The organism is Bombella favorum (assembly GCF_014048475.1).
GTDB classification, from domain to species: Bacteria; Pseudomonadota; Alphaproteobacteria; order Acetobacterales; family Acetobacteraceae; genus Bombella; species Bombella favorum.
The window spans coordinates 197,328-217,375 of sequence record NZ_NWUS01000003.1; the positions used below are offsets into that span (position 1 = coordinate 197,328).

21 protein-coding genes and 2 tRNA genes are annotated in these 20,048 nt (G+C 55.9%); 11 read left to right on the plus strand and 12 right to left on the minus strand.

The annotated features are described in order from the left end of the window. Positions 1-34: 34 nt before the first annotated feature. Positions 35-736, minus strand: a complete 702-nt coding sequence (locus CPA57_RS07850; protein ID WP_182082248.1) for an HAD family hydrolase — start codon at positions 734-736, stop codon at positions 35-37. 2 nt (positions 737-738) lie between these two features. After that, positions 739-1,776 (minus strand): uroporphyrinogen decarboxylase, encoded by a 1,038-nt coding sequence (hemE, locus tag CPA57_RS07855; protein ID WP_182082343.1) that lies wholly within the window; start codon positions 1,774-1,776, stop codon positions 739-741. Positions 1,777-2,008: 232 nt separating this feature from the next. Between hemE and CPA57_RS07860 the strand changes: the two genes are divergently transcribed. The 5 genes from CPA57_RS07860 (at position 2,009) to CPA57_RS07880 (ending at position 6,107) form a co-directional block, all read left to right on the plus strand. Further along, entirely contained in the window at positions 2,009-2,599 is a 591-nt protein-coding gene (locus CPA57_RS07860; RefSeq protein ID WP_182082249.1) for a Maf family protein, read from the plus strand. Positions 2,600-2,733: 134 nt separating this feature from the next. Further along, a tRNA-Ala gene (locus CPA57_RS07865) sits at positions 2,734-2,809 on the plus strand. 102 nt (positions 2,810-2,911) lie between these two features. Then, positions 2,912-4,951, plus strand: a complete 2,040-nt coding sequence (locus tag CPA57_RS07870; RefSeq protein WP_182082250.1) for an FUSC family protein — start codon at positions 2,912-2,914, stop codon at positions 4,949-4,951. Further along, positions 4,945-5,148 carry a DUF1656 domain-containing protein gene (locus CPA57_RS07875; RefSeq protein WP_077396834.1) on the plus strand — a complete coding sequence of 68 codons (204 nt, stop codon included), beginning with the start codon at positions 4,945-4,947 and terminating at the stop codon, positions 5,146-5,148. Before CPA57_RS07870 ends, CPA57_RS07875 begins: the two co-directional genes overlap by 7 nt. Positions 5,149-5,156: 8 nt before the next feature. Further along, the gene (locus CPA57_RS07880; RefSeq protein WP_077396836.1) at positions 5,157-6,107 is read left to right on the plus strand and encodes an efflux RND transporter periplasmic adaptor subunit; all 951 of its coding nucleotides are present in this window, start codon (positions 5,157-5,159) and stop codon (positions 6,105-6,107) included. Positions 6,108-6,150: 43 nt separating this feature from the next. On the opposite strand, the gene CPA57_RS07885 is transcribed toward CPA57_RS07880, so the two are convergent. Then, a complete protein-coding gene (locus CPA57_RS07885; protein WP_182082251.1) occupies positions 6,151-7,251 on the minus strand; it encodes an aromatic ring-hydroxylating oxygenase subunit alpha in 1,101 nt (366 codons plus the stop codon). Positions 7,252-7,426: 175 nt separating this feature from the next. Here CPA57_RS07885 and CPA57_RS07890 point away from each other — a divergent pair, with 175 nt between their 5' ends. From CPA57_RS07890 to CPA57_RS07900, 3 genes are read left to right on the plus strand one after another with little or no spacing between them, the layout of a single operon-like run. After that, positions 7,427-8,353, plus strand: a complete 927-nt coding sequence (locus CPA57_RS07890) for a metal ABC transporter solute-binding protein, Zn/Mn family (RefSeq protein WP_182082252.1) — start codon at positions 7,427-7,429, stop codon at positions 8,351-8,353. After that, complete coding sequence (locus CPA57_RS07895; RefSeq protein ID WP_182082253.1) at positions 8,350-9,009, plus strand: metal ABC transporter ATP-binding protein; 660 nt, start codon at positions 8,350-8,352, stop codon at positions 9,007-9,009. Before CPA57_RS07890 ends, CPA57_RS07895 begins: the two co-directional genes overlap by 4 nt. Continuing rightward, positions 9,002-9,850, plus strand: coding sequence for a metal ABC transporter permease (locus CPA57_RS07900; RefSeq protein ID WP_182082254.1), 849 nt, complete (start codon positions 9,002-9,004; stop codon positions 9,848-9,850). Before CPA57_RS07895 ends, CPA57_RS07900 begins: the two co-directional genes overlap by 8 nt. Here CPA57_RS07900 and CPA57_RS07905 read toward each other — a convergent pair. Beyond that, on the minus strand, positions 9,821-10,006 hold the full coding sequence (locus CPA57_RS07905) for a hypothetical protein (protein ID WP_182082255.1): 186 nt from the start codon (positions 10,004-10,006) through the stop codon (positions 9,821-9,823). The two genes, CPA57_RS07900 and CPA57_RS07905, sit on opposite strands and share 30 nt — an antisense overlap. Positions 10,007-10,154: 148 nt before the next feature. Here CPA57_RS07905 and CPA57_RS07910 point away from each other — a divergent pair, with 148 nt between their 5' ends. Genes CPA57_RS07910 through CPA57_RS07920 form a run of 3 tightly spaced genes read left to right on the plus strand, consistent with a single transcriptional unit; the run spans position 10,155 to position 13,173 of the window. Beyond that, positions 10,155-10,919, plus strand: coding sequence for a histidine phosphatase family protein (locus CPA57_RS07910; protein WP_326831376.1), 765 nt, complete (start codon positions 10,155-10,157; stop codon positions 10,917-10,919). Next, the gene (locus CPA57_RS07915; protein ID WP_182082256.1) at positions 10,916-12,283 is read left to right on the plus strand and encodes a lipopolysaccharide biosynthesis protein; all 1,368 of its coding nucleotides are present in this window, start codon (positions 10,916-10,918) and stop codon (positions 12,281-12,283) included. The genes CPA57_RS07910 and CPA57_RS07915 overlap by 4 nt, the downstream gene beginning before the upstream one ends. 26 nt (positions 12,284-12,309) lie before the next feature. After that, a complete protein-coding gene (locus CPA57_RS07920) occupies positions 12,310-13,173 on the plus strand; it encodes a hypothetical protein (protein ID WP_182082257.1) in 864 nt (287 codons plus the stop codon). A gap of 61 nt (positions 13,174-13,234) precedes the next feature. On the opposite strand, the gene CPA57_RS08975 is transcribed toward CPA57_RS07920, so the two are convergent. From CPA57_RS08975 to mnmG, 8 genes are all read right to left on the minus strand, one after another. After that, positions 13,235-14,677 carry a nucleoside/nucleotide kinase family protein gene (locus CPA57_RS08975; protein WP_229709345.1) on the minus strand — a complete coding sequence of 481 codons (1,443 nt, stop codon included), beginning with the start codon at positions 14,675-14,677 and terminating at the stop codon, positions 13,235-13,237. A gap of 307 nt (positions 14,678-14,984) precedes the next feature. Next, complete coding sequence (locus tag CPA57_RS09075; protein WP_182082258.1) at positions 14,985-15,257, minus strand: DUF805 domain-containing protein; 273 nt, start codon at positions 15,255-15,257, stop codon at positions 14,985-14,987. Positions 15,258-15,303: 46 nt separating this feature from the next. Next, complete coding sequence (locus CPA57_RS07935; RefSeq protein ID WP_182082259.1) at positions 15,304-15,654, minus strand: DUF3147 family protein; 351 nt, start codon at positions 15,652-15,654, stop codon at positions 15,304-15,306. Positions 15,655-15,743: 89 nt separating this feature from the next. Further along, positions 15,744-15,819, minus strand: a tRNA-Lys gene (locus CPA57_RS07940). Between the two features lie 86 nt (positions 15,820-15,905). Further along, positions 15,906-16,799, minus strand: coding sequence for a ParB/RepB/Spo0J family partition protein (locus CPA57_RS07945; protein WP_182082260.1), 894 nt, complete (start codon positions 16,797-16,799; stop codon positions 15,906-15,908). 5 nt (positions 16,800-16,804) lie between these two features. Then, on the minus strand, positions 16,805-17,605 hold the full coding sequence (locus CPA57_RS07950; protein ID WP_407647574.1) for a ParA family protein: 801 nt from the start codon (positions 17,603-17,605) through the stop codon (positions 16,805-16,807). After that, positions 17,589-18,167 carry a 16S rRNA (guanine(527)-N(7))-methyltransferase RsmG gene (gene rsmG, locus CPA57_RS07955; RefSeq protein ID WP_182082345.1) on the minus strand — a complete coding sequence of 193 codons (579 nt, stop codon included), beginning with the start codon at positions 18,165-18,167 and terminating at the stop codon, positions 17,589-17,591. The genes CPA57_RS07950 and rsmG overlap by 17 nt, the downstream gene beginning before the upstream one ends. Next, positions 18,167-20,038, minus strand: coding sequence for a tRNA uridine-5-carboxymethylaminomethyl(34) synthesis enzyme MnmG (gene mnmG / locus CPA57_RS07960; protein ID WP_182082262.1), 1,872 nt, complete (start codon positions 20,036-20,038; stop codon positions 18,167-18,169). Before mnmG ends, rsmG begins: the two co-directional genes overlap by 1 nt. Positions 20,039-20,048 lie beyond the last annotated feature (10 nt).

Consider the following 20,048-nt stretch of genomic DNA (forward strand, 5'->3'; position numbering starts at 1 on the left):
CCGGGCATAAACGCCTTCTATGGCCACCTTACGACTATCCCCGCTTGAAAACCGGTGCCAGAGCGGCCTCCAGCAGAGGCATAACCTCCCCCAGATGCTCCACCTGCACAAATCCTTCCACCGGCCAAAAAGCAGGCAGAGGGTGAGAAGCTGGCCGTAGCAAAATACAGGACATACCTGCCCGCCGGGCTGCATCGGCCCCGGTATCGCTATCCTCAATCACCACGGTTTCCTCTGGCCTGACACCCTCCGCCTCAGCACCATGCAGATAGACGGCCGGGTCTGGCTTGGGTGCCCCCATATCCGCTGCGGAATGGATGCGCTCTTCTGGCAGAAGACGATTCATCCCGGTGAAGCCAAATTTTGCATCCATCTCCGCCATAGATGAATTAGACCCAACACGGACGGGAACATGCCGTGCCGCCAGAGCCTCCAGCAGCGGGATGGCTCCCTCCACCGGCCCGACACCTTCCTGCATGAGCCTGACGAGATTATCCCGCATTTTCGTATTCGTGCCGGGGGGCAGGGGATGGCCCAACTCGACCTCAAGCTCCTTCACCACCTGGGGCAGAGCCTTGCCCGCAAAACGGGCCACCCCCTCCTCATCGGAGATATTCAAACCCAACGACCGGGCAAACCCTGCCGTTGCCCGGCAGGATGGCCCTTCGCTGTCGATCAGCACGCCATCACAGTCAAAGATGACCAGCTTCAGTCCCGGTCGCAATGCGTCTTTCATGATTATACATCCCTGATCGTCTCAACCAGCGTGGCCACATGTTCCGGCGGCGTAGTCTTGATAACACCATGCCCCAGATTGAACACATGTGGTCGCCCTTTAAGGCTGTCCCGGATGCGACGCACTTCTGCCTTCAAAGCCTCACCGCCATTCAACAGGATCATCGGGTCGAGGTTACCCTGAAGGGTCACCGTCTCGGGCACCATTTCAGCCACCTTGGCCATATCCGCCACCGTATCAAGCGCCAGAGCGTTAATGCCAGTCTTCTCAGCATATTCCGCTACCATGACACCGCCCAGACGTGGGAAGCCAATCAACGGCACATCTGGATGGCGGGCACGAATATAAGCAACAATCTGCCGGGTCGGCTCGATCACATAACGGCGGAAGGCCTCCGGCGGGAGGATGCCTCCCCATGAATCGAACAGCATGACGGCCTCAGCCCCAGCCTCAATCTGCCCACACAGCATTTCAGCCGTGTTGCGGGTCAGAATATCCATCAATTTATCAAACAGGGCCGGGTTATTCTGCATCATCGCCCGGATATGGGCGAAATCACGGGAGCTACCCCCCTCGACCATGTAGCACGCCACAGTAAAAGGGCTGCCAGCAAAGCCTAGCAAGGTTGTTTCTGCCGGCAGTTCTACCCGCAAGCGGCGCAGGGCCTCCCGCACGGGGGCCACGGCTTCCATCATCCGCCCTTCATTCAGCCGGGCAAGGTCTGCCTCGCTGCGAATGGGGGTCATCACAGGGCCGCGCCCTTCCTCAAAGCGCAAGTCCTGACCCATAGCCCATGGCAGAATGAGAATATCCGAGAACAAAATCGCCCCATCCATGCCATAGCGGCGGATAGGCTGTAAGGTCAGTTCCACAGCGATATCGGGGGTCATACAGCGTGTGATGAAATCCGCCTGCTCCCGCATGGCCCGGAACTCCGGCAGATAACGCCCCGCCTGCCGCATGAGCCAGACAGGCGGCGGCCAGACAGCCTCACCCTTCAAAGCCCGCAGAAGCAGCTTGTTCTGTGTTTCCCCTCCCATAGGGGCAGCTCTGTCCTGTTGTGTCATGCCTGTACCTTGTTCAATATCCCGGGAAAGGGGAGGGGGTGACGTGCCCCCGCCACGGCCATATCCATTGTATGGCATCCGTAGGATTATCCTTGCCCCGCAGGAGCGGCGGGCGTCAACTATGTTCAACTATGTAACGTAGGTGCTGTCGCAAGAGGAACTGATATGATAGCGGCTGTTCAATAGACCGTAAGGAGTACCCTTCATGCCCGTTCTTGCCAGCGGCTCTACCATCCGCCGTCAGCTTCTCAATGCGGCCGGTGTCACCGTAACTGTAAGCCCCGTGGATGTGGATGAAGACACCCTGCGCCAGCAGGCGGAGCAGAAAGGCCTATCCTTACAAGAGACAGCCCTTGCACTAGCCCACGCCAAGGCAGAAGCGGCTTCTCCCCAACACACTGGACGATTCATTATCGCCGCCGACCAAATTCTGGGACTAGACGGACAGGCCTTTGCCAAACCGGCTGACCTAACCGAAGCCCGTACCCATCTTCTAACCTTGCGGGGCCGAACACATACCCTCCACACCGCCGTAACACTTTGGCGAGACGGGCAGGCTCTCTGGTCCCACAGCAGCAGCCCAACACTGACCATGCGGTCCTTCTCGGATGATTTTCTAACCCAATATCTCCAGCAGGAAGGCACGGCTCTTCTCGCCTGCGTTGGGTGCTACCGGATCGAAGGTCTGGGCATGCAGCTTTTTGAATCTATCTCTGGCAGCAGTGATGCCATTGCGGGGCTGCCGCTTCTTCCTCTACTGGCGGCCCTGCGGCAACAAGGTGCCCTGACAGCATGAAGACAAACCGACAAGCTCCCTGAGAACAGGGGATAATATTTTGTGGAAAAAAGTGCCTTTACCCCCTTGCCTTTCTCTCCTGTGTGACGCTATACACTCCCCACACAGTGCATTACGGATGCACCGTAAAAAGTGGGGCCATAGCTCAGTTGGGAGAGCGCTTGAATGGCATTCAAGAGGTCGTCGGTTCGATCCCGATTGGCTCCACCATATTTCCTCTTACAATTTGTTTCATGTGAAGCATTGGCCGGATAGCCCGTCTGGTTCTATCGCCGGTACTGCCACATCATCTTCAGCCATGTTTCTTTCCTGATGCAGGCTCACCCCACACTTACGACCCGCCTGCGTCATGGTGCCAGAGTGGTTTTTCCTCCCGGCTGGTGGGGGTTTACCCTCCGCACTTGGGCGGCCCTCTTACTCTCCCTTCTTGTCGCCTTCTGGACACAAATTGAACCCCCTGCCAGTGCCGCTGTAACAGTCATGCTGCTGGCTCAACCTCTGCGAGGGCAGGCCCTTAGCAAAGCCTTTTACCGTGTCGTAGGAACCCTGATTGGGGGCGTAGTCGCACTCTGCCTCATCTCCATGTTTGGGCAGGAGCGTCAGATTCTGCTCGGCGGATGCGCCATCTGGATGGCCATATGCGCCTATGTCGGCACATTACGCCGGGGGTTCCGGGCCTATGGGGCGTTACTGTCTGGCTATGTCGTGGCCCTGATCGCCATTGCCCATATTGATGCCCCACAAAATGCTTTTCACGTCACAATCGCTCGTGTGTCCACTGTGATGATCGGGGTAGCCTCCATCGCTACGGTCGCCCTGCTTTCTGGCACGCCGCATGTCTGGCCCCGGCTTGTCCGTGGCCTTCAAAAAGTAGCTGCGGAGGCACGCCATGAAACCCACCTCGCCCTTGACGACACTATACCGACCCTTACCTCACTGGAGACCATTGCCCTCTCCAGTACCGTTTTCTCACTGGCTCACCAGGTGCATGACACCCGCACGGAACTAACCAAAGGCAGACTCCGGGCAAAAGGGGCACAGGTCTGTCTGATCGGTATGGTCACGGCCCTGTCCTGCTGCCGTAGCCTGCTCTTCCTCATGCGCCATGCCACTATAAGCCCCGCTGTCATGGCACTGACACGCTCGGACATACACGCCCCCTCTGGCACGGACCGGACGACCATCATGGCCGACCTGCTGGACCGCCTGCCAGCAGATACACCCCGCCTGACCCGCGCCGATGCGTGGCGTCTGGAGCGCACTGCCAGCCTGATCGCCAGCCGCCATAGCAGCCGCAAAGGACTCAACACGCTTCTAAAGGCGGCTCCTCTGGGCAAGGTAAAGGCCATGAGCCAATTTGCCTTCCATCCGGACAGGGTCGCAGCGTTCATCAATGCTATCAGAGTGCTATTCTGCTTCAGTGTAGCAGCGGCCCTCTTCATTGGCAGTGGGCAGCCCAATGCCTCCACGGCCCTTTCTCAATGTGCCATGCTGCTGTGTCTAGGTGTTACCCAGCCTAATAGTGCTACCTTTGGCCGGGGCATTCTGGTCGGTACGCCACTCGGCATCATTACAGCCGGGATTACATCCTTCTTCATCCTGCCGCACACCAGCACGGTACCCAGCATGGCCATTATCATGCTCCTTCAGGTCATCATCAGTTGCCTGCTCATCATGAATCCGGCCACAGCCGCCATGGGTTCACACTACGCGCCTTTTTTCTTCGTCTTTCTGGGGTTGAACAACCACCACGATTATAACTTCCTCAGTTTTGTGGACCGCAATACGTTCTATCTCTGTGCGGCAGGGATCACCGCCTTCTTTCTCATCAAGTTTATCCCACCACAGCCACGGCGGACACGATTCCGCATCACTCTGTCCATCGCCAACGAGCTGGAACGTCAGTTTTCCTCTCGTTCTCCCGCTTTCACCCCGGCCTTGCTCAGCCGTAAATATGACAGGCTCCACCAGCTTTATACGTTGAGCCGAACCATCAGCGAGGCCAGCAAAGGCAAAGCAGCATGGCGTATCTGTGAACGCTTCATCAGTCTAGCCGACCTCACCACGGCACTGGCCCGGCTGGAGCTAGACCTCAAAACAGCCCGCCAGTACCCAGAACTGGCCCAGCTCGCTGAAACCACACAAAAAGATATGAGCCATATGGAGCTCTTTTCTCTGGCAGAACATCTCTCCCTCATGGCAGAAAAGATGCTCTCTCAGGTGTCTTCCGCCTCCAAACCGGCTTATGTTGTGGCTGTTCTCTGTGCAGCAGGGCTGGAAGAAGTTCGCTTTCTCCTCCAGGAGAATAAATCTGCTCTCCGCCACTACGGAATAGGACGCAGGCGATGGTAATGCGCCATCTAGTCATCAATCTGGACGGGCTTTTTGTCTCTTCCTTCATCATCGATCTGGCCCTTGCCCTGCTGGGGACCTTCTTGCTCCGCCTCATCCTCCAGTGGTTGCGGCTCTGGCGTTTCTTTGCCAATCCGCCTTTGGCACAATTCGCCATTATGATCTGCCTGCTCGGCCTGTTCACCATCCTGCTATAAGGCTGCCAGTGTTTACCCGTGCCTATCGCCTCATCCGTTTTTCTGTCACGGCCTCCATCCTTTGCGTGGCTGGGTTTGTAGCTGTTGTCCTCTGGGATTATTACACCGCCGCCCCCTGGACCCGTAACGGGCAGGTCCGTGTTCAGGTAGCCAATATTGCCCCCCGTGTTTCCGGGCAGATACTCACCGTGCCAGTGCATGACAACCAGCAAGTCCATGCCGGGGATGTGCTTTATGTCATCGACCCATTCGACTATCAGGTCGCCCTTGAAAAGGCCGATGCGGATGTAAACAAGGCCAAGGCAGACCTCGACTTCCGCCTGAATCAGGCCCGGTGGCGCCATGCCATTCCCGGCACGGCTGTCTCGCAGGAAGAAAAGACGCAATATGAGGCATTAGCCCAGCAAGCTAGAGCCATTTACAATACGGCACTGGCCCAGCGCAAACAGGCTCAAATCAATCTGGACCGCACAACTGTTCGCAGCTCCATAGATGGCATCATCACTAACCTGACTATGAGACCGGGTGACTTCGCCTCTGCGGGGCAGGTGAACATTCATGTCATCGACACAAATTCATTCTGGGTAGATGGGTATTTTGAGGAAGTGAAAGTCCATGACCTTAGTATCGGCGACCCAGTCCGCATGGACCTAATGGGCTATCACACACCACTATATGGGCATGTAAGCAGCATCACCCGTGGTATCGCCAGTAAAAATGCCCTGACCAACACCCTTGGCCTCCCCATGGTGGACCCTGTCTATACATGGGTGCGGCTGGCCCAGCGTATCCCTGTCCGCATCAGCCTGGATACCATTCCGCCGGACCTCAACCTTGCCGCTGGCATGACTGCAACGGTCACGGTCATCTCCGAAAAAGGCAACAGACGGCGGCGCAGCAACGAGGATGCCTTCCAGCATCTCAGTGACGATCTCCGCCATCTCTTCGGCTATAAATAAGGCAGGAGAGGCCACCACTAACGGAAGCGCCTCTCCACCCCTATCAGGCATGCTGAGCGGCCCTCTCCTGAAGCACTTCCTTATGGGGAACACCACCAGAGCGCAGCAGATGGCGTAGTTTTTTAACGATGGGGAAAACCTCAATATTTTGATCCCCACCCTGCATGTTCCATGCCTTCTGCTCCATCTCCACGATGTCCTTATCCTCATGGAAGATGCGGTTAGTGAACACCCCCAGCACCGGCCAGATGAGGTCCAGCACAAACGGCACCTTTGGTCGTAAGACAGACAACAGCCCGAAAGTCTGGCAGCTCTGCCCATCACCACTATCGGGCACATAGACAGCAAAAAGCTGCATGATCAGGTCGCCATCCTTATCGTGGATATGCAGGCTCTGATATGGATATGACGTACGGATGGTCACGACCTCTTCCACAGGCTGGGGCTTGTTGGGGTCATATTTATGTTTGCCAAAAATCAGCCGTTCCGCCAGTGGCTGGCCCTCGCTGCCCACACGGGCGAAGCTATAGCGGGCTTCTACATAACCTTCCCCCTGATCACCCCCCAGATAGCGGGCTCTAATCTTGCCCATCTGCCGCCGGTGCAGGAACTGATGATTCATGTCCATCAGGTTCTCGTGCATGAAGGTGTAATGGCACTTCACAGATGGATCGAAACGCCGGGTTTTGAAGGCCCTGTTCCCCACCTGTGCCAGCTCTGGCAACGGGGTTGTTCGTGCTTTCTCTGGGTCGCCGGGAAAAATGAAAATCATCCCACCTGCTTCGATACAAGGGTAGGGTCGTACACAGTTCGGGATACGCTTCTGGTTTTCATCCTTGCCCAGATAGGGAATATCCTCGCAATCCCCTGTCCGACTATAAGCCCAGCCGTGATAGCCGCATTTAATAGTCCCACCTTCTACAACGCCCTCACTAAGGGGCACCTGTCGATGGGCGCATTTATCTTCCAACGCATAGACCGGCCCTCTCTTTGGGCGGACGAGTACGACAGGCTGCCCACTAAAATTGCGGCCTATAGCCCGCCCAGCTTTGAGGTCCTCCGACCAGGCAACGGGGTACCAATAATCCGGTGAGATATCGATCCTACGAAGATCATGAGGTTGTTCTGACAATAATTCAGTCATAGCACCAACACCGTATGCTTATTGAGGAGCAACACCTAACATACGCCAGCACACCACTGACGGCCATAGCATCCGATAAAAGGTTCCTACCCTTGGGGTAGAACGGGCGTTCCTTTGCAGGTGATGGGGATGTTATTATATAACATTACCTCTGCTTACGGCTTGAAAGTCTCTCATGTCCCTGTTGCGCCCCTTCGCCTACCTGTCCTTCCTTCTGCTGCTGATAGCAGGTCTGCTACCCCGCCCAGTCCTTGCCGAAACCGGAGCAGGGCAGGAGCAGGCTCCTCCGCTGCTGACCTGCGTGGAACCTGTATGGTGCGACGTTGCCCAGCAGATCGGTGGCCCGGCGTTACGGACACACGCCCTCATCACCAGTGAAGGGTTAGACCCCCACCATCTTCAGCCGTCCCCGCTGATGGCCCGGCAGCTAGCTGTAAGTGATGCGGTGCTGCTCAATGGAGCAAACTATGATGACTGGGCAGCAAAACTTCTACCGCCTTCTGTAACGCTCTTCATGGCTGCGGACCACACGGGCTGGCTGGCAGGGGATGACCCACATCTCTTTTTCGACCTCCCCACCGTGCGGAAAACAGCCCAGCAGATCGCCACATGGCTTATAGCGAGGACACCACAAAACCATCAGGACATCAGCAACCGCCTCGCTCTATTCGAAAAACAAATCGACCTGATCTCCGAACGTCTCCAGACCATCAGTCTATCACATCACGGTACGCCTTTCGCCATGACTGAACCCGCTGGTGCACGTCTCCTTCTAGCCGCAGGGCTGGAAATGACAGACCAGAGCTGGGCACGGGCCTTGATGAATGAATCCGGCCTCGCTCCGTATGATACCGCCCAGCTAGAAACCGCCATCCAACGGAAAACCATCCGCTTTATGGTCTACAACCCGGCCATCAGCGCCCCTCAGGCTAGCAGAGTGGAAGACATGGCCCGGCAGGCGGGTATTCCTCTCATCGCCATTGGGGAGAGCCTCCCCGCTAAGCAGCACTGGCAGGACTGGCTGAACACCATTCTCACATCACTTGAAGAGGCCCTGAAACAGACAGCCCCCCAAGCTGCCCCCACCCAATCCCAGCCATGAAAGGAGCCTATCTTTCCTGCCGGGGCGTCAGCCTTCAGGTTGGCAGGCACTCCATCCTACACCACGCTACGCTAGACCTTCCTCTGGAAGGGCTGACCATATTGCGTGGCCATAACGGGGCTGGGAAAACCTGCTTCCTCCGGGCTCTCATGGGGCTGCTTCCTCTACGAAGCGGGCAACTTCTCATCAATGGGCGGCCCCCCGTTAAAGCCCGTCAGCATTGTGGCTACATGCCCCAGAAAGCCGATGATACAGCCCCCATGTTACCCGTTATCAGTCATGTTATGGCCTGCCTGAAGGGGACACATTGGGGGATTCCTCTCCCCAACAGAACCCGCCAGAAAGCGAAGGCCCTTCTTGAGGAGACCGGGGCTCTTTCTCTCGCCGGCAAGCCACTTGGCGTTCTTTCCGGCGGGGAGCGGCAGCGGGTGGCACTAGCACAGACTCTCGCCAACGCCCCAGACCTACTCATCCTTGATGAACCTTTCGCTGCGCTGGACCCTAAAAGCCACGAAGCCCTGCTTCAGCTCTTTGCCCGACTGCACCAGCGAAACGGGACAAACCTGCTCATCACGGCTCATGGCCCCCTGAAGACAAAAAACCTCCCACTGCCCATACGGGAGATCACCCTGAAGGAAGGCACGCTGCATGTCTGAACCCGGCCTCTTTACCTTCCCTTTCATGCAACATGCTTTTCTAGGGTGTTTTCTGGTCTCTCTACTGGGCGGTAGTTTAGGATGGCTCATGCTACTACGGCGGCAGGCCTTTGCTGCCCACGCTCTACCTCATATTGGCTTCAGCGGGGCGGCAGCGGCTGTGTGGCTGCACTTTCCTCCACTAGTGGGCATGGTAGCGGCCAGCATGGCGGGCGGCTTCTTTATGGGACGGGAGCAGCAGGGCAGGGGACATCCCGCCCAACGAGATACGATGACTGGGCTCATTCTGGCCGCCAGTCTGGGTATTGGCATCTGGTGTCTGCACGAGGCCAATGAAGCATCGTCCCAGACAACGACACTGCTTTTTGGTGATGTTCTGGGGCTGGATGGCCCAACACTGGGCCTGCTTGCAGGGCTAGTGGCAGCCTGCCTCGCTGGGGTGGCCCTTCTTTGGCGGCCTCTGCTTTTCATCAGCCTCTGTCCTAGCCTCGCAGAGGCGCAGGGCCTCTCATCAACCCGACTAGGGCAGCTCTTTCTTCTCCTCGCCGCCCTTGCTGCCGCTGCCTGTGCGGAAATCGCCGGGGCGTTGCTCTGTTTCAGCCTGATGATCGGCCCTGCCTCTGCCGCCCTAAAGTTAGAACTCTCTCCCTTCCGAGGGATAGTCTGCTCCGTACTGGGTGCGCTCCTGCTCTCATGGGGTGGGCTGATCCTTTCATGGTATAGTAACATTCCGCTGCCATTCTGGATCAGTCTGGGCGGGGTCGGTCTTTACCTGTTGGCCTGTGCCCTTATGAAGGGAAAACTACCCCCATCAAAAATCCGTAAGATTCATCAAAATTAAATGAAAGATAACGAGGATAGCCACAACAACGACATGAAATAGGATCACCCATTTGCCATCCAGTACGAACACCTCATTATCGCTCTTCGGCCAGACAGTCCGAAACAGCTTGTACCAGAAAGACGGTGCCGTGACCGGTCCTGCTGAAATTTTCATCTCTGTCTGTCTCCCTCATGACCATCAGATATCCGGCCTGACTTTAGAACGGAATGAACACTCCCAAAAGGATGACAGTTACCACAAATTATAAAACTTCTCCTTGAGAGCGGTTCCTTTCCCCGCTATGCGCCCTTATCATGAAATTATGATCGGTCCATCATTCCTGTCCCGGCAGGCTGATAATGGCCTTTTGACCTGTTTGAGAGATTTTTCCGTGACGCACCCCGCCATGCCAGACCCTCAGGAACATTTTCTGGATGGACCAAGCCTCCCCACCGGGGTGACACGCTTTTGGTTGGTGCGTCATGCTATTGTGGAAAAGACGGCACGACAGACCATGTATGGCACGCTAGATGTGCCCCTTTGCCCCCGGCATCTCAGCAACCAGCAGCCTGCTTATAAAGCACTGGCCCGCCGTCTGCCTCGCCAGGCACTCTGGTTTTCCTCCCCCCTCCAGCGGGCTCGCAAAACCGGGCTGACCATCCAAAAAGCTGGGAATTTCTCTGCCCCTATGGAAATAGACCCCGCTTTTATTGAGCAATCCATAGGAGAGTGGAACGGCACCCCTCATGACACGTTCCCTGCCTTGCTCAAAAAGCCAGCCCCCCCTTTCTGGTCCATCGCTGCGGATGAACGCCCCCCAGGGGGAGAGAGTATGATGGATGTCCGCCAGCGTATCGGTCAGGCACTGGATAGTTACGCCCAACAAAATACGGGACAGGACATGATCGTCCTCAGCCATGGCGGGGCAATCCGTATGGCACTGTCCCATTGCCTCGACATCCCTGTGGACACCGCACTGCGCCTCTGCATCCAGAATCTTTCCCTGAGCATCATCGAGCATATTGCTGGATATTGGAGGGTAGTCGCCATCAACGAACTTCCTGACTTCCAAGAGTTCGCAGAATGAAGGAATGGTTTAAGGATGATCTGTTCCGCGTTGTTCTAAAAAATGCGGGGAAGCTGGGTTCAACCAAACTGATCGGGGCCATGGTAGGCCTTGCTGCCCTGGTCATGACCGGGCGGGCACTACACCCCCATGACTTCGGTGTCCTAACCCTGATCGCCTCCTATATCGAAACCGTAGCAGCTGTCGGCCAGTTCCAAAGCTGGCAGATCGTCCTGCATTATGCTGCCGTCCCCTGGCAGAAAGGCGAACGGCAAACTGTCCAGACCAGTATCAGCCTGGCCATAGGTTTGGATATCTGTGCCGGGCTTGTCTCCATGATCTTTGGTATGGCGGCCTTTCTCTGCCTGGGCAAGACGCTGGGCATCCATGATAAACCTACCCTGCTGGTGCTGCTCTACTGCACATTGATCCCCGGTATGGGCAGTACGGCGGCCTATGGGATCCTCCGGCTTTTCGACCGCATAGACCTCGTCTCACGCCAGCAGCTCATCACGCCGACAGTCCGTGCTATTGGCTGTCTGTTCGCCTTGTTGAGCGGTACCAAGTTAACCGGGTTTGTCATCGCTTGGTATCTAGCCCTCCTTGCCGGGCAACTCTATCTCTGGGGCACGGCCCTGCTCGAGCTGAAACGCCATGATCTACTAAAAGGGCTCCGCCCCAGCATCATGAAGGCAGCCCGACAAATGCCCGAAGGCATGTGGAGCTTCGTCTGGACAGCCAGCATCACTACCATTCTGGAAACAGTCTGGGAGCCGATCAGTAAACTGCTCGTTGGTAAGATTGTCAGCACATCGGCTGCGGGTCTCTATTCTCTATCAATGGAATTTCTGGATGCTGTCCAGCGGCCTGCCAAGCTTCTAGAAAAAAGCTATTATCCAGAAGTTGTTCTCATGAACCCACGGACCTCCGCTCCCTGGAAGCTAGCCCTGCGGACAAGTGTTCTTTCCGGTGCGTTAGGGCTGCTGGCTATGTTGGTGGTCTATGTGGGCGGGAAGCCTGTCATCAGCATGTTCGGCCACCGCTTTGGTGATGCAGCCACCCTGATGATGTGGATGTCGCCATCGCTAGTCTTCTTCACCGCTGGTCTGCCTATGGAGGGCGTCCTCTACACAGCCGGACGCTCCCATTACATCATGCTGGCACAGCTTGTTTCCGTCATTCTGTATGTCCCGCTGCTCATCTATATGGGCCATCATTATGGCCTGAACGGCGCAGGGCTTGCCTATGCTCTTGGCATATTCTTTGCTACCATGACCACATTCGTCATGATGGGTATGACCTATCTGCGCCGGAATAAAATTATCCTCCCGCACGAAAGAGAAACCCGCCAAAATAGCAACCTGCCTACTGCATCAGGCAGCTAAACCTCATCAGGAGACGAGCCAAACCCATGCCCATCTTCCCCTTCCGCCCTTCTGCCAGCCGCCGCAGTACACCGGCTTTCCCACAGAAGATGCTGGATACCGTCTTTGAGCATGTCCTTCTTGATGATGTTCCTCATCCTGACACGCCACTGCCGGACGATGTTCTACCGACCTGTGACATGGCCGAGATCAAAGATGGCTATAATCTCTGCTGGCAGCTTCTGGAGCATGGTGTGGACCGCAAGGCCTTCCGCCGCCTTATCCTGAAGATTGCCCTTTCGGGCAAGGCCAGTGAAGACGAACAACTGGCCTTCAAATATGCACGAGCCAAGTTCAAACATATGCGCTTTGCCTGTGCTAACTTTACCCGACATCACCGCTATCCGATCCTGCTGCATCTCATTACCATCGTCATGGGCAATATGCAGGATGCCTTTAAAAACCATCAGAGGCGGGCAACCCTGACTAACGGCCTCATCCTCTGGGTGGCTCTATCACCGGCTTATTACTGGCTCATCGCAGCACCGATCGCCCTATGGAAAGAGGACAATACAGCCGGAATCATTGCTTATCAGAAAAAAGAAAATGCCAAACTGGCAAAGCTGATCCGCACGCTGGATGCCACAACAGGCCATGAATTCCATGTCATGCGTAAAATCATCAGCCGCCGTGTGGCCTTCAATGATACATTACGCACAATCCGCCCCTCACAAAAGCTAGACCAGCTTTCTGAATATCTAGCTACGATCAACGGCCTGATGGGCGATTTCCATGATGGGTTGATTGAGAAAAAACTGGAGGGAACGCAAGATTACCGGCGGGACCGCTTCCAATCACCAGAGGAGATCCCCCAAAGGCTTCAGGCTTTCTTGAAACGCTGCCCTCGTTAAACAATAAAAAAACCGGGCTGGCAACTTTGGCCAGCCCGGTGCAACAGATAAAACCCGCCCTTCAGACAAGCCCGTATTTTTCCAGCAGATAGAGTACTTCCTGCTGCACAGCCTCGTAGGACTGCCGAGCGTCGACCTCAACCAACGGTGCATGATTAAAATTCAACTGCGGCATAAGCTCCGCTTTGATCCGCAGAGCCTCCAGATCATGATCCGGTTTACGGCTATGTGCCGTCTCCGCATCCACATTCAACCGAATGACCAGATCGGGCTTAAAGGCCGCAATTTTGCGGTAAATGCCACGCTCCAACCATGCCAGAAAACGGATCAGCGGATTATGGCTATATGCCGCTGAAAGACCAGGGCCATCACACTGGCCGGGGACTTCCATCTGCGGATAACGATCCGTCACGACAAGAAAGCCCTTCTCCACAGCTCGCTTAACCCGCCAAAAACGCTTCAACCGCACCAAAGAAAAAGAAAACAGAACAAGTCCTGTCAGAAAGCCCGGCATTTTTTCGCCTTTGGTCCGGGCCTTCTTGGCCTTTTTGTTCAGCTTCTTTTCCAATGCAGCACCGATGAAGGGCAGGGTGCCGATCCGCCGCCCGAGATCACCAGAGCCAAGGCCAAGATACCCATAGACAGCCGGTCGTGTTTCGGAAAAATGCTGAACCAGATATTGGCTGATGCTGGATTTCCCGGATCCATCACAGCCAACAAGCGACACTAACCTACCCGCACGACCAGCCTGTCCGCCACTATGAGGGCTTCCAGCCTGATCGGCTTGGGGATAAAGCGCCAGTACCTTGCGGACCGCCTCCTCAGCCTGAGCCAATACTTGCTCCAGAGGGTCGGTCGCATCAATATCAACAATGGGAGCCCCTGCAAAATCTAGCCTTGAAAGGTCATCAATCTTACGGGCCAACTTAAAGGCCACATGATCAGGCTTACGCCGTAAGGCTGTTTCCAGATCAACATTAAGCCGTATGACGACATCCGGCCTGAACCGAGCCATCCGTGCATATAGCGTCCGTTCCACCCCGCTAAAGAGCCGGAACAAAACACCATCGCGGTTCAAATTCGCCAAAGTAGGGCCGTCCATAGGTCCGGGAACGCTATTCTGCGGGTAGCGGTCTGTCAGTATCGTCATGCCCTGCTCATGCTTATACCGCATCAGCCCGTAACGCAGCACCCGCCGCATGGACAGCACAAACCCCGACACAGCTGCCAACACACCGGCCTTTTTGCCGGACTGTATCTTGCTGTTCTCTTTCTTAGCCTTACCTGTCACATACGGGCCGATAAGGGGGAGGGGGGCTAGCGTCCGCTCCAAATTACCTGCCTGCTTGCCCAGATGGCAGAACGCTGTTGGCCGCTCGGCCTGCAACAACGCCAGCAGGGCCGTCCCCACGGTGGATTTCCCACTTCCATCGCACCCGACCAAGGCTATCACCGGCTGATGCCGCCCTGCGACCGACCGAGGCTTGAACTCGCTTACACGCATAGCACTCTCATCTTTCCTGACGCTGCCATCCTATCCTGTCCTGCCTGTCCATAACAGACTTATGGTAAGGCCGCCCGCATAAAGTGCCCTGTATCTTCCTCCCTGACCTTCATCAGCCAACACAAAGCACTTCACAGCAATATGGCAGAAGCAGATAGCACCCGAGTTCGCCCTAACAAATTACAAAAGGCCTATAAGTTTAACATGTTGGAACACGTCATCATCCCGAAACACTTACGACCATAAAAAATGGCTGGCACCTGTAAAGCTACCAGCCATCCAGCAACACTTATTAAAGACCTATCTCTCAGGCTCTATCATCACCCGGCTGCGGGCCAAACCTGTTGTCCCCCGGCGTCCCCGGCAAACAGAGAAAGATGATATTCACGATAGGCAATAAAAGCCACCAGCCGGAACGGTCTGTATCATGTAACCGCCGTACCCCAGCAGCTATACTAGGAAGAAAACTAAAAAGGACATATAGCCCCCTCAGGACATCAGTCCCATTGATACGGCTAACAAATAGAAGGCCGATAGAAACAAAGAAATTAAATAGCGCAAAATACCAATATTCATCCATTTATTTCAATTGAAAACATATTATTCATTATGCCCTGGTTAAGGACTTACAATGCCACTCCATACCGACGAGCACACCAGACCACGACAAGATAAAGCAGAATAGTCAGCACACAACCAGCCGCCAGACTACCCCAAAAGGGCCAGCCGCGCCGCAATAAAAACGGAATTAATAAAAACATAGGCAAGGATGGCAAAACGTACCAGAAAGTCGCCTCACTATGAGTAGCCATCAGCTCACGGTCTGGTTTCTCGGCCCAGAGGAAGATCATCCCCAGAACAGACACGAGTGGCAGGGACGCAATAAGGGCTCCCAGAGCCGGCAAACGACGGGCCACCGTAGCGATAGAGGCCACAAGTACGGCAGACAGAACAGTTTTTAAGAGAAAGGGGATCATTTTCTTTCCGACAAAGAGCACACAGCGGGTGTTCTGCCGCTTGCATCCGAAAAGTTATTCATATTTTTTCAGGGGAAATCGGCCGATTGTGGTGGGCACACTAGGGCTCGAACCTAGGACCCGCTGATTAAGAGTCAGCTGCTCTACCAACTGAGCTATGTGCCCACAATCGGTAACCGATGGATGGTTATCTATCAGCCCTTATCAAACCTGACAAGAGGATTTTAAACATTTCATCAAAAAAATTAGCCTTACCCGGTCAGACGGGCCATCAGAGCCTCAAACTGCTCCAAAGATGAATAATTGATCTTCAATGAGCCACTTTTTCCGTTAAACCGGATCTGCGTTTTCAGGCCAAAACGGGCAGAAAGGTCTTCCTCCAACCGGGTGATCTCCGGGGCAGGGGCCGCAGCGACCTTATCCTCACTGGCAGCCTTGTTCAGACGGGCCACAAGGTCTTCTGTCTGACGGACATTCAACCCCTTTGCCAGCACCTCCGCCATACCAGCTACCGGGTCGGGGTGGCCAAGCAAAGCACGGGCATGACCAGCACTCAGCCCACCATCCCGCAACTGGACCAAAACCGCCTCCGGCAAGTTCAAAAGGCGCATGGTATTGGTGATGTGCGAACGGGACTTGCCAATCGCCCCGGCAAGTTCCTCCTGCGTCAGACTATAATCCTGTAACAGCCTTTGCAGGCCCATTGCCTCTTCAACGGGGTTCAGGTCCGACCGCTGGAGGTTCTCAACCATAGCGGCCGCCATCGCATCCGTATCATCAAGCTGACGGATATAAACCGGCACTTCATGCAGGCCCGCTTTCTGGGAAGCCCGCCAGCGGCGTTCACCAGCGATGATCTGATACCGCCCCTTCTGCTCGGGGTCCGGCCGGACAAGAATAGGCTGAATCACCCCACGGGAGCGGATGGAATCCGCAAGTTCCGCAAGGCGATCCTCATTCATATCGCGGCGAGGCTGGAAAGGGCTGGGGGCCAGTAAGTCCACCCCCAAACTCCCCGGCTGGGATGGAGCATGGACCTCCCCCTGTGGGGCACCAACACGGGCCAGATTGGGGGCCTGATCCCCCAGAAGAGCCGCCAGACCCCGGCCAAGTTTGCGAGAGGAGGGGGATGCCTTCTTTGCCATGTCGCTCAGCCTTTCTTCTTCAGCCGTTTCAGCAGCTCAGCTCCCAGAGCCTCATAGGCCAATGCCCCAGTAGAACTACGGGCATAATCCATGACAGGGCGGCCATGACTCTGCGCCTCGGAAATACGGATATTACGAGGAATCATCGTCTTAAAAACCTGATCCCCAAAGAAGCCACGTGCATCTTCTGCCACCAGAGCAGACAAATTGTTACGGGTATCGAACATCGTCAGCACGATCCCTTCCAGATGTAGGTCTGCATTAAAGGCCAGACGCACCCGCTCGATAGAACGAACCAACTGGCTGATCCCTTCCAGAGCGAAAAACTCACATTGCAGCGGCACTAACACACTCTGCGCCACAACAAGCGCATTAAGCGTCAATAGCCCAAGGCTAGGCGGGCAATCGATCAGGATAATATCATACCGGTTTAGCAATGGTTGCAATGCATCCCGCAGCCGGTATTCCCGCCGGTCCTGATCAATCATCTCCAGCTCGGCCCCGGCCAGGTCGCCATTAGCGGGCATGACATCCAGCTTTGGCACAACGCTAGAGCGCAGGAGTGTCTCGGAAGGGGCGTCCTCCAGCAGGGCGCCATAGATCCCACGGCCACGCTCATCATATTCCAGCCCGAGGCCGGTGGACGCATTCCCTTGCGGGTCGAGGTCCACCAGCAAGACACGCTTATGTCGTGCCAGAGCCGCCGCCAGATTCAGGCTGGTGGTCGTTTTACCGACACCCCCCTTCTGGTTGGCAATAGCGATGATATGCGGAGTGTGTGAGGCAGCTTTAGACACGTCTGAAATCACTGATCCTGAGAAGGGCCCCGTCAGGGTCTGTTCGACTGGGAAGGGTTTCATATGTCATGTGCCAGTCAGAGCGGGCACTGGTCAACTCATCTGATGCTTTTCTTCCCTTCAGGAAAAGACAATAACCGTCTTCCTTCAACAAGGGGCGTGCCCAGTCGAGCAGCTGGGGGAGGGGAGCTAGCGCACGGGCAGTTACAATGTCTGCTGGTTCAAGAGCCACCTGTTCAATCCGTTTTGCCAACACGGCGACCCGGGCACCACATTCCCGAGCGGCCTCTCGCAGAAAAGCACATTTACGCTGGTCAGATTCAATCAGAGTGACCGGGTTCCCTGTGGCAATCGCCACGATTAAGCCAGGGAACCCACCGCCAGAGCCAAGGTCTGTTATCCGAGCACCAGCGGCAATATGTGGGACAAGCTGGAGGCTGTCCTCAATATGACGCTGGCGAAGATGAGCAATATCTTTCGGGCTCACGAGATTGATCTTCTCATTCCAACGGGTCAGCAAGCTAGCAAAGTGAGCGAGCTTCTTTTCTGTTTCATGTGAAACATGCGTCATCATGTACGGCTCCTGACATAAGCAAGCAGAGCAACAAGAGCCGCCGGGGTCACGCCCCGGACACGCCCCGCAGCGGCAAAATCAGCAGGGCGGGCGGCACTCAACCGCTCCTGCATTTCCTGGCTCAGCCCCCCGATTGCCCCATAATCCAGATCATCCGGCAGGCGCAGTGCAGCTTCACTTTTCAGCTGCTGAATTTCCCGTTCCTGCCTGCGCAGATACCCACCATAGCGGGCCTCTGTCTGCACATGCCGCCCGATACGGACCGGCAAAGAGGCAAACCACGGGGCAAGGCTGGCGATCTGAGCCTCATCAGCCTGCGTTGCCAGTACATCCAGCAGGCTGCGCCGCCGGCCATCCTGTGAGACCTCAATGCCATGCTCCCGCAGATGCTGGGGTAGGAAGGCCGGTTTCCGGGCTTCTTCCATCGCCTCCTCAATCTGGCGCACCGTTTCACGGAATGCTGCTTCACGTTCTGGCCCGACACAACCCGCCTCAATCGCCTTGGGGGTAAGGCGTAGATCAGCATTATCGGCCCGCAATAGCAGACGATATTCTGCACGGGACGTGAACATGCGATAAGGCTCACTGATGCCATGTAGGGTCAGGTCATCAATCAACACACCGAGGTAGGATTCCTCCCGCCCCAGCGTCAGCGGCTCCTTACCTCCTACAGCACGGGCTGCATTCAGCCCGGCTAAAAGCCCCTGTGCACCTGCTTCCTCATAGCCCGTCGTCCCATTGATCTGCCCAGCAAGATACAGACCGGGCAAGGCCCGCAACTCCAGAGACGGGCGCAGCTCCCGTGGGTCAACATAATCATATTCCACAGCATAACCGGGAGTGACGATACGGGCCGTCTCCAACCCCGGCATAAAAGCGATCATCTGCACCTGTACCTCCGCTGGTAGGGAGGTGCTGATGCCGTTGGGATAGACCAGCTCCCCACCCGGATTGCCCGGTAGGGCCTCTGGTTCCAGAAACACCTGATGACTATCCCGCCCTGCAAAACGGACGATCTTATCCTCAATAGACGGGCAGTAACGGGGTCCCCGCCCGGTGATCTCACCGCCATACATTGCCGAAAGATGCAGATTTTCTTCAATGATCTTATGAGTCTGCGGGGTTGTCTGCGTGATGCGGCAAACGATCTGCTTATTGGGTAGGGAAGTTGTCAGCGTGCTAAAGGCTTCTGGCTCCGCATCGCCCTCATCGGCAGGCAGGGCTTCCCAGTCGATGCTATCACGGGCTAGGCGAGGCGGGGTACCGGTTTTTAGGCGGCCCATTTTTAGCCCCAGAGCTTCCAGACGTTCCCCTAGCTGCGTGGCAGGAGCATCGCCAATACGTCCGGCAGGCTGACTAACCCGCCCCGTATGAATCACACCCCGCAGGAAGGTGCCACTCGTCAATACGACAGCCCCAGCAGAGAAACGCCGGCCATCCTCACAAACCACACCCCGGACATGCCCTTGCTCAACAATCAGATCACCCACAGCCCCAGCCAGCATGGTCAGGTTGGGCGTGGCAGCTAGAAGCTCCTGAATAGCCGCCCGGTACAGCGAGCGATCCGCCTGCGCTCGGGGCCCATGCACTGCTGGCCCTTTGGAGCGATTCAGCAACTTGAAATGAATCCCCGCCCGGTCGGCCGCCTTGCCCATAAGGCCATCAAACGCATCAATCTCCCGCACGAGATGGCCCTTACCAATGCCACCAATAGCCGGATTGCAGGACATACTCCCCACAGTGTCCAGCTTGTGCGTCAACAACAAGGTTCGGGATCCGAAACGAGCGGCGGCGGCGGCGGCTTCCGTCCCGGCATGACCTCCCCCCACCACGATGACATCATAAATATGCGTAGGTGATGTACTCATTGAGGTAACG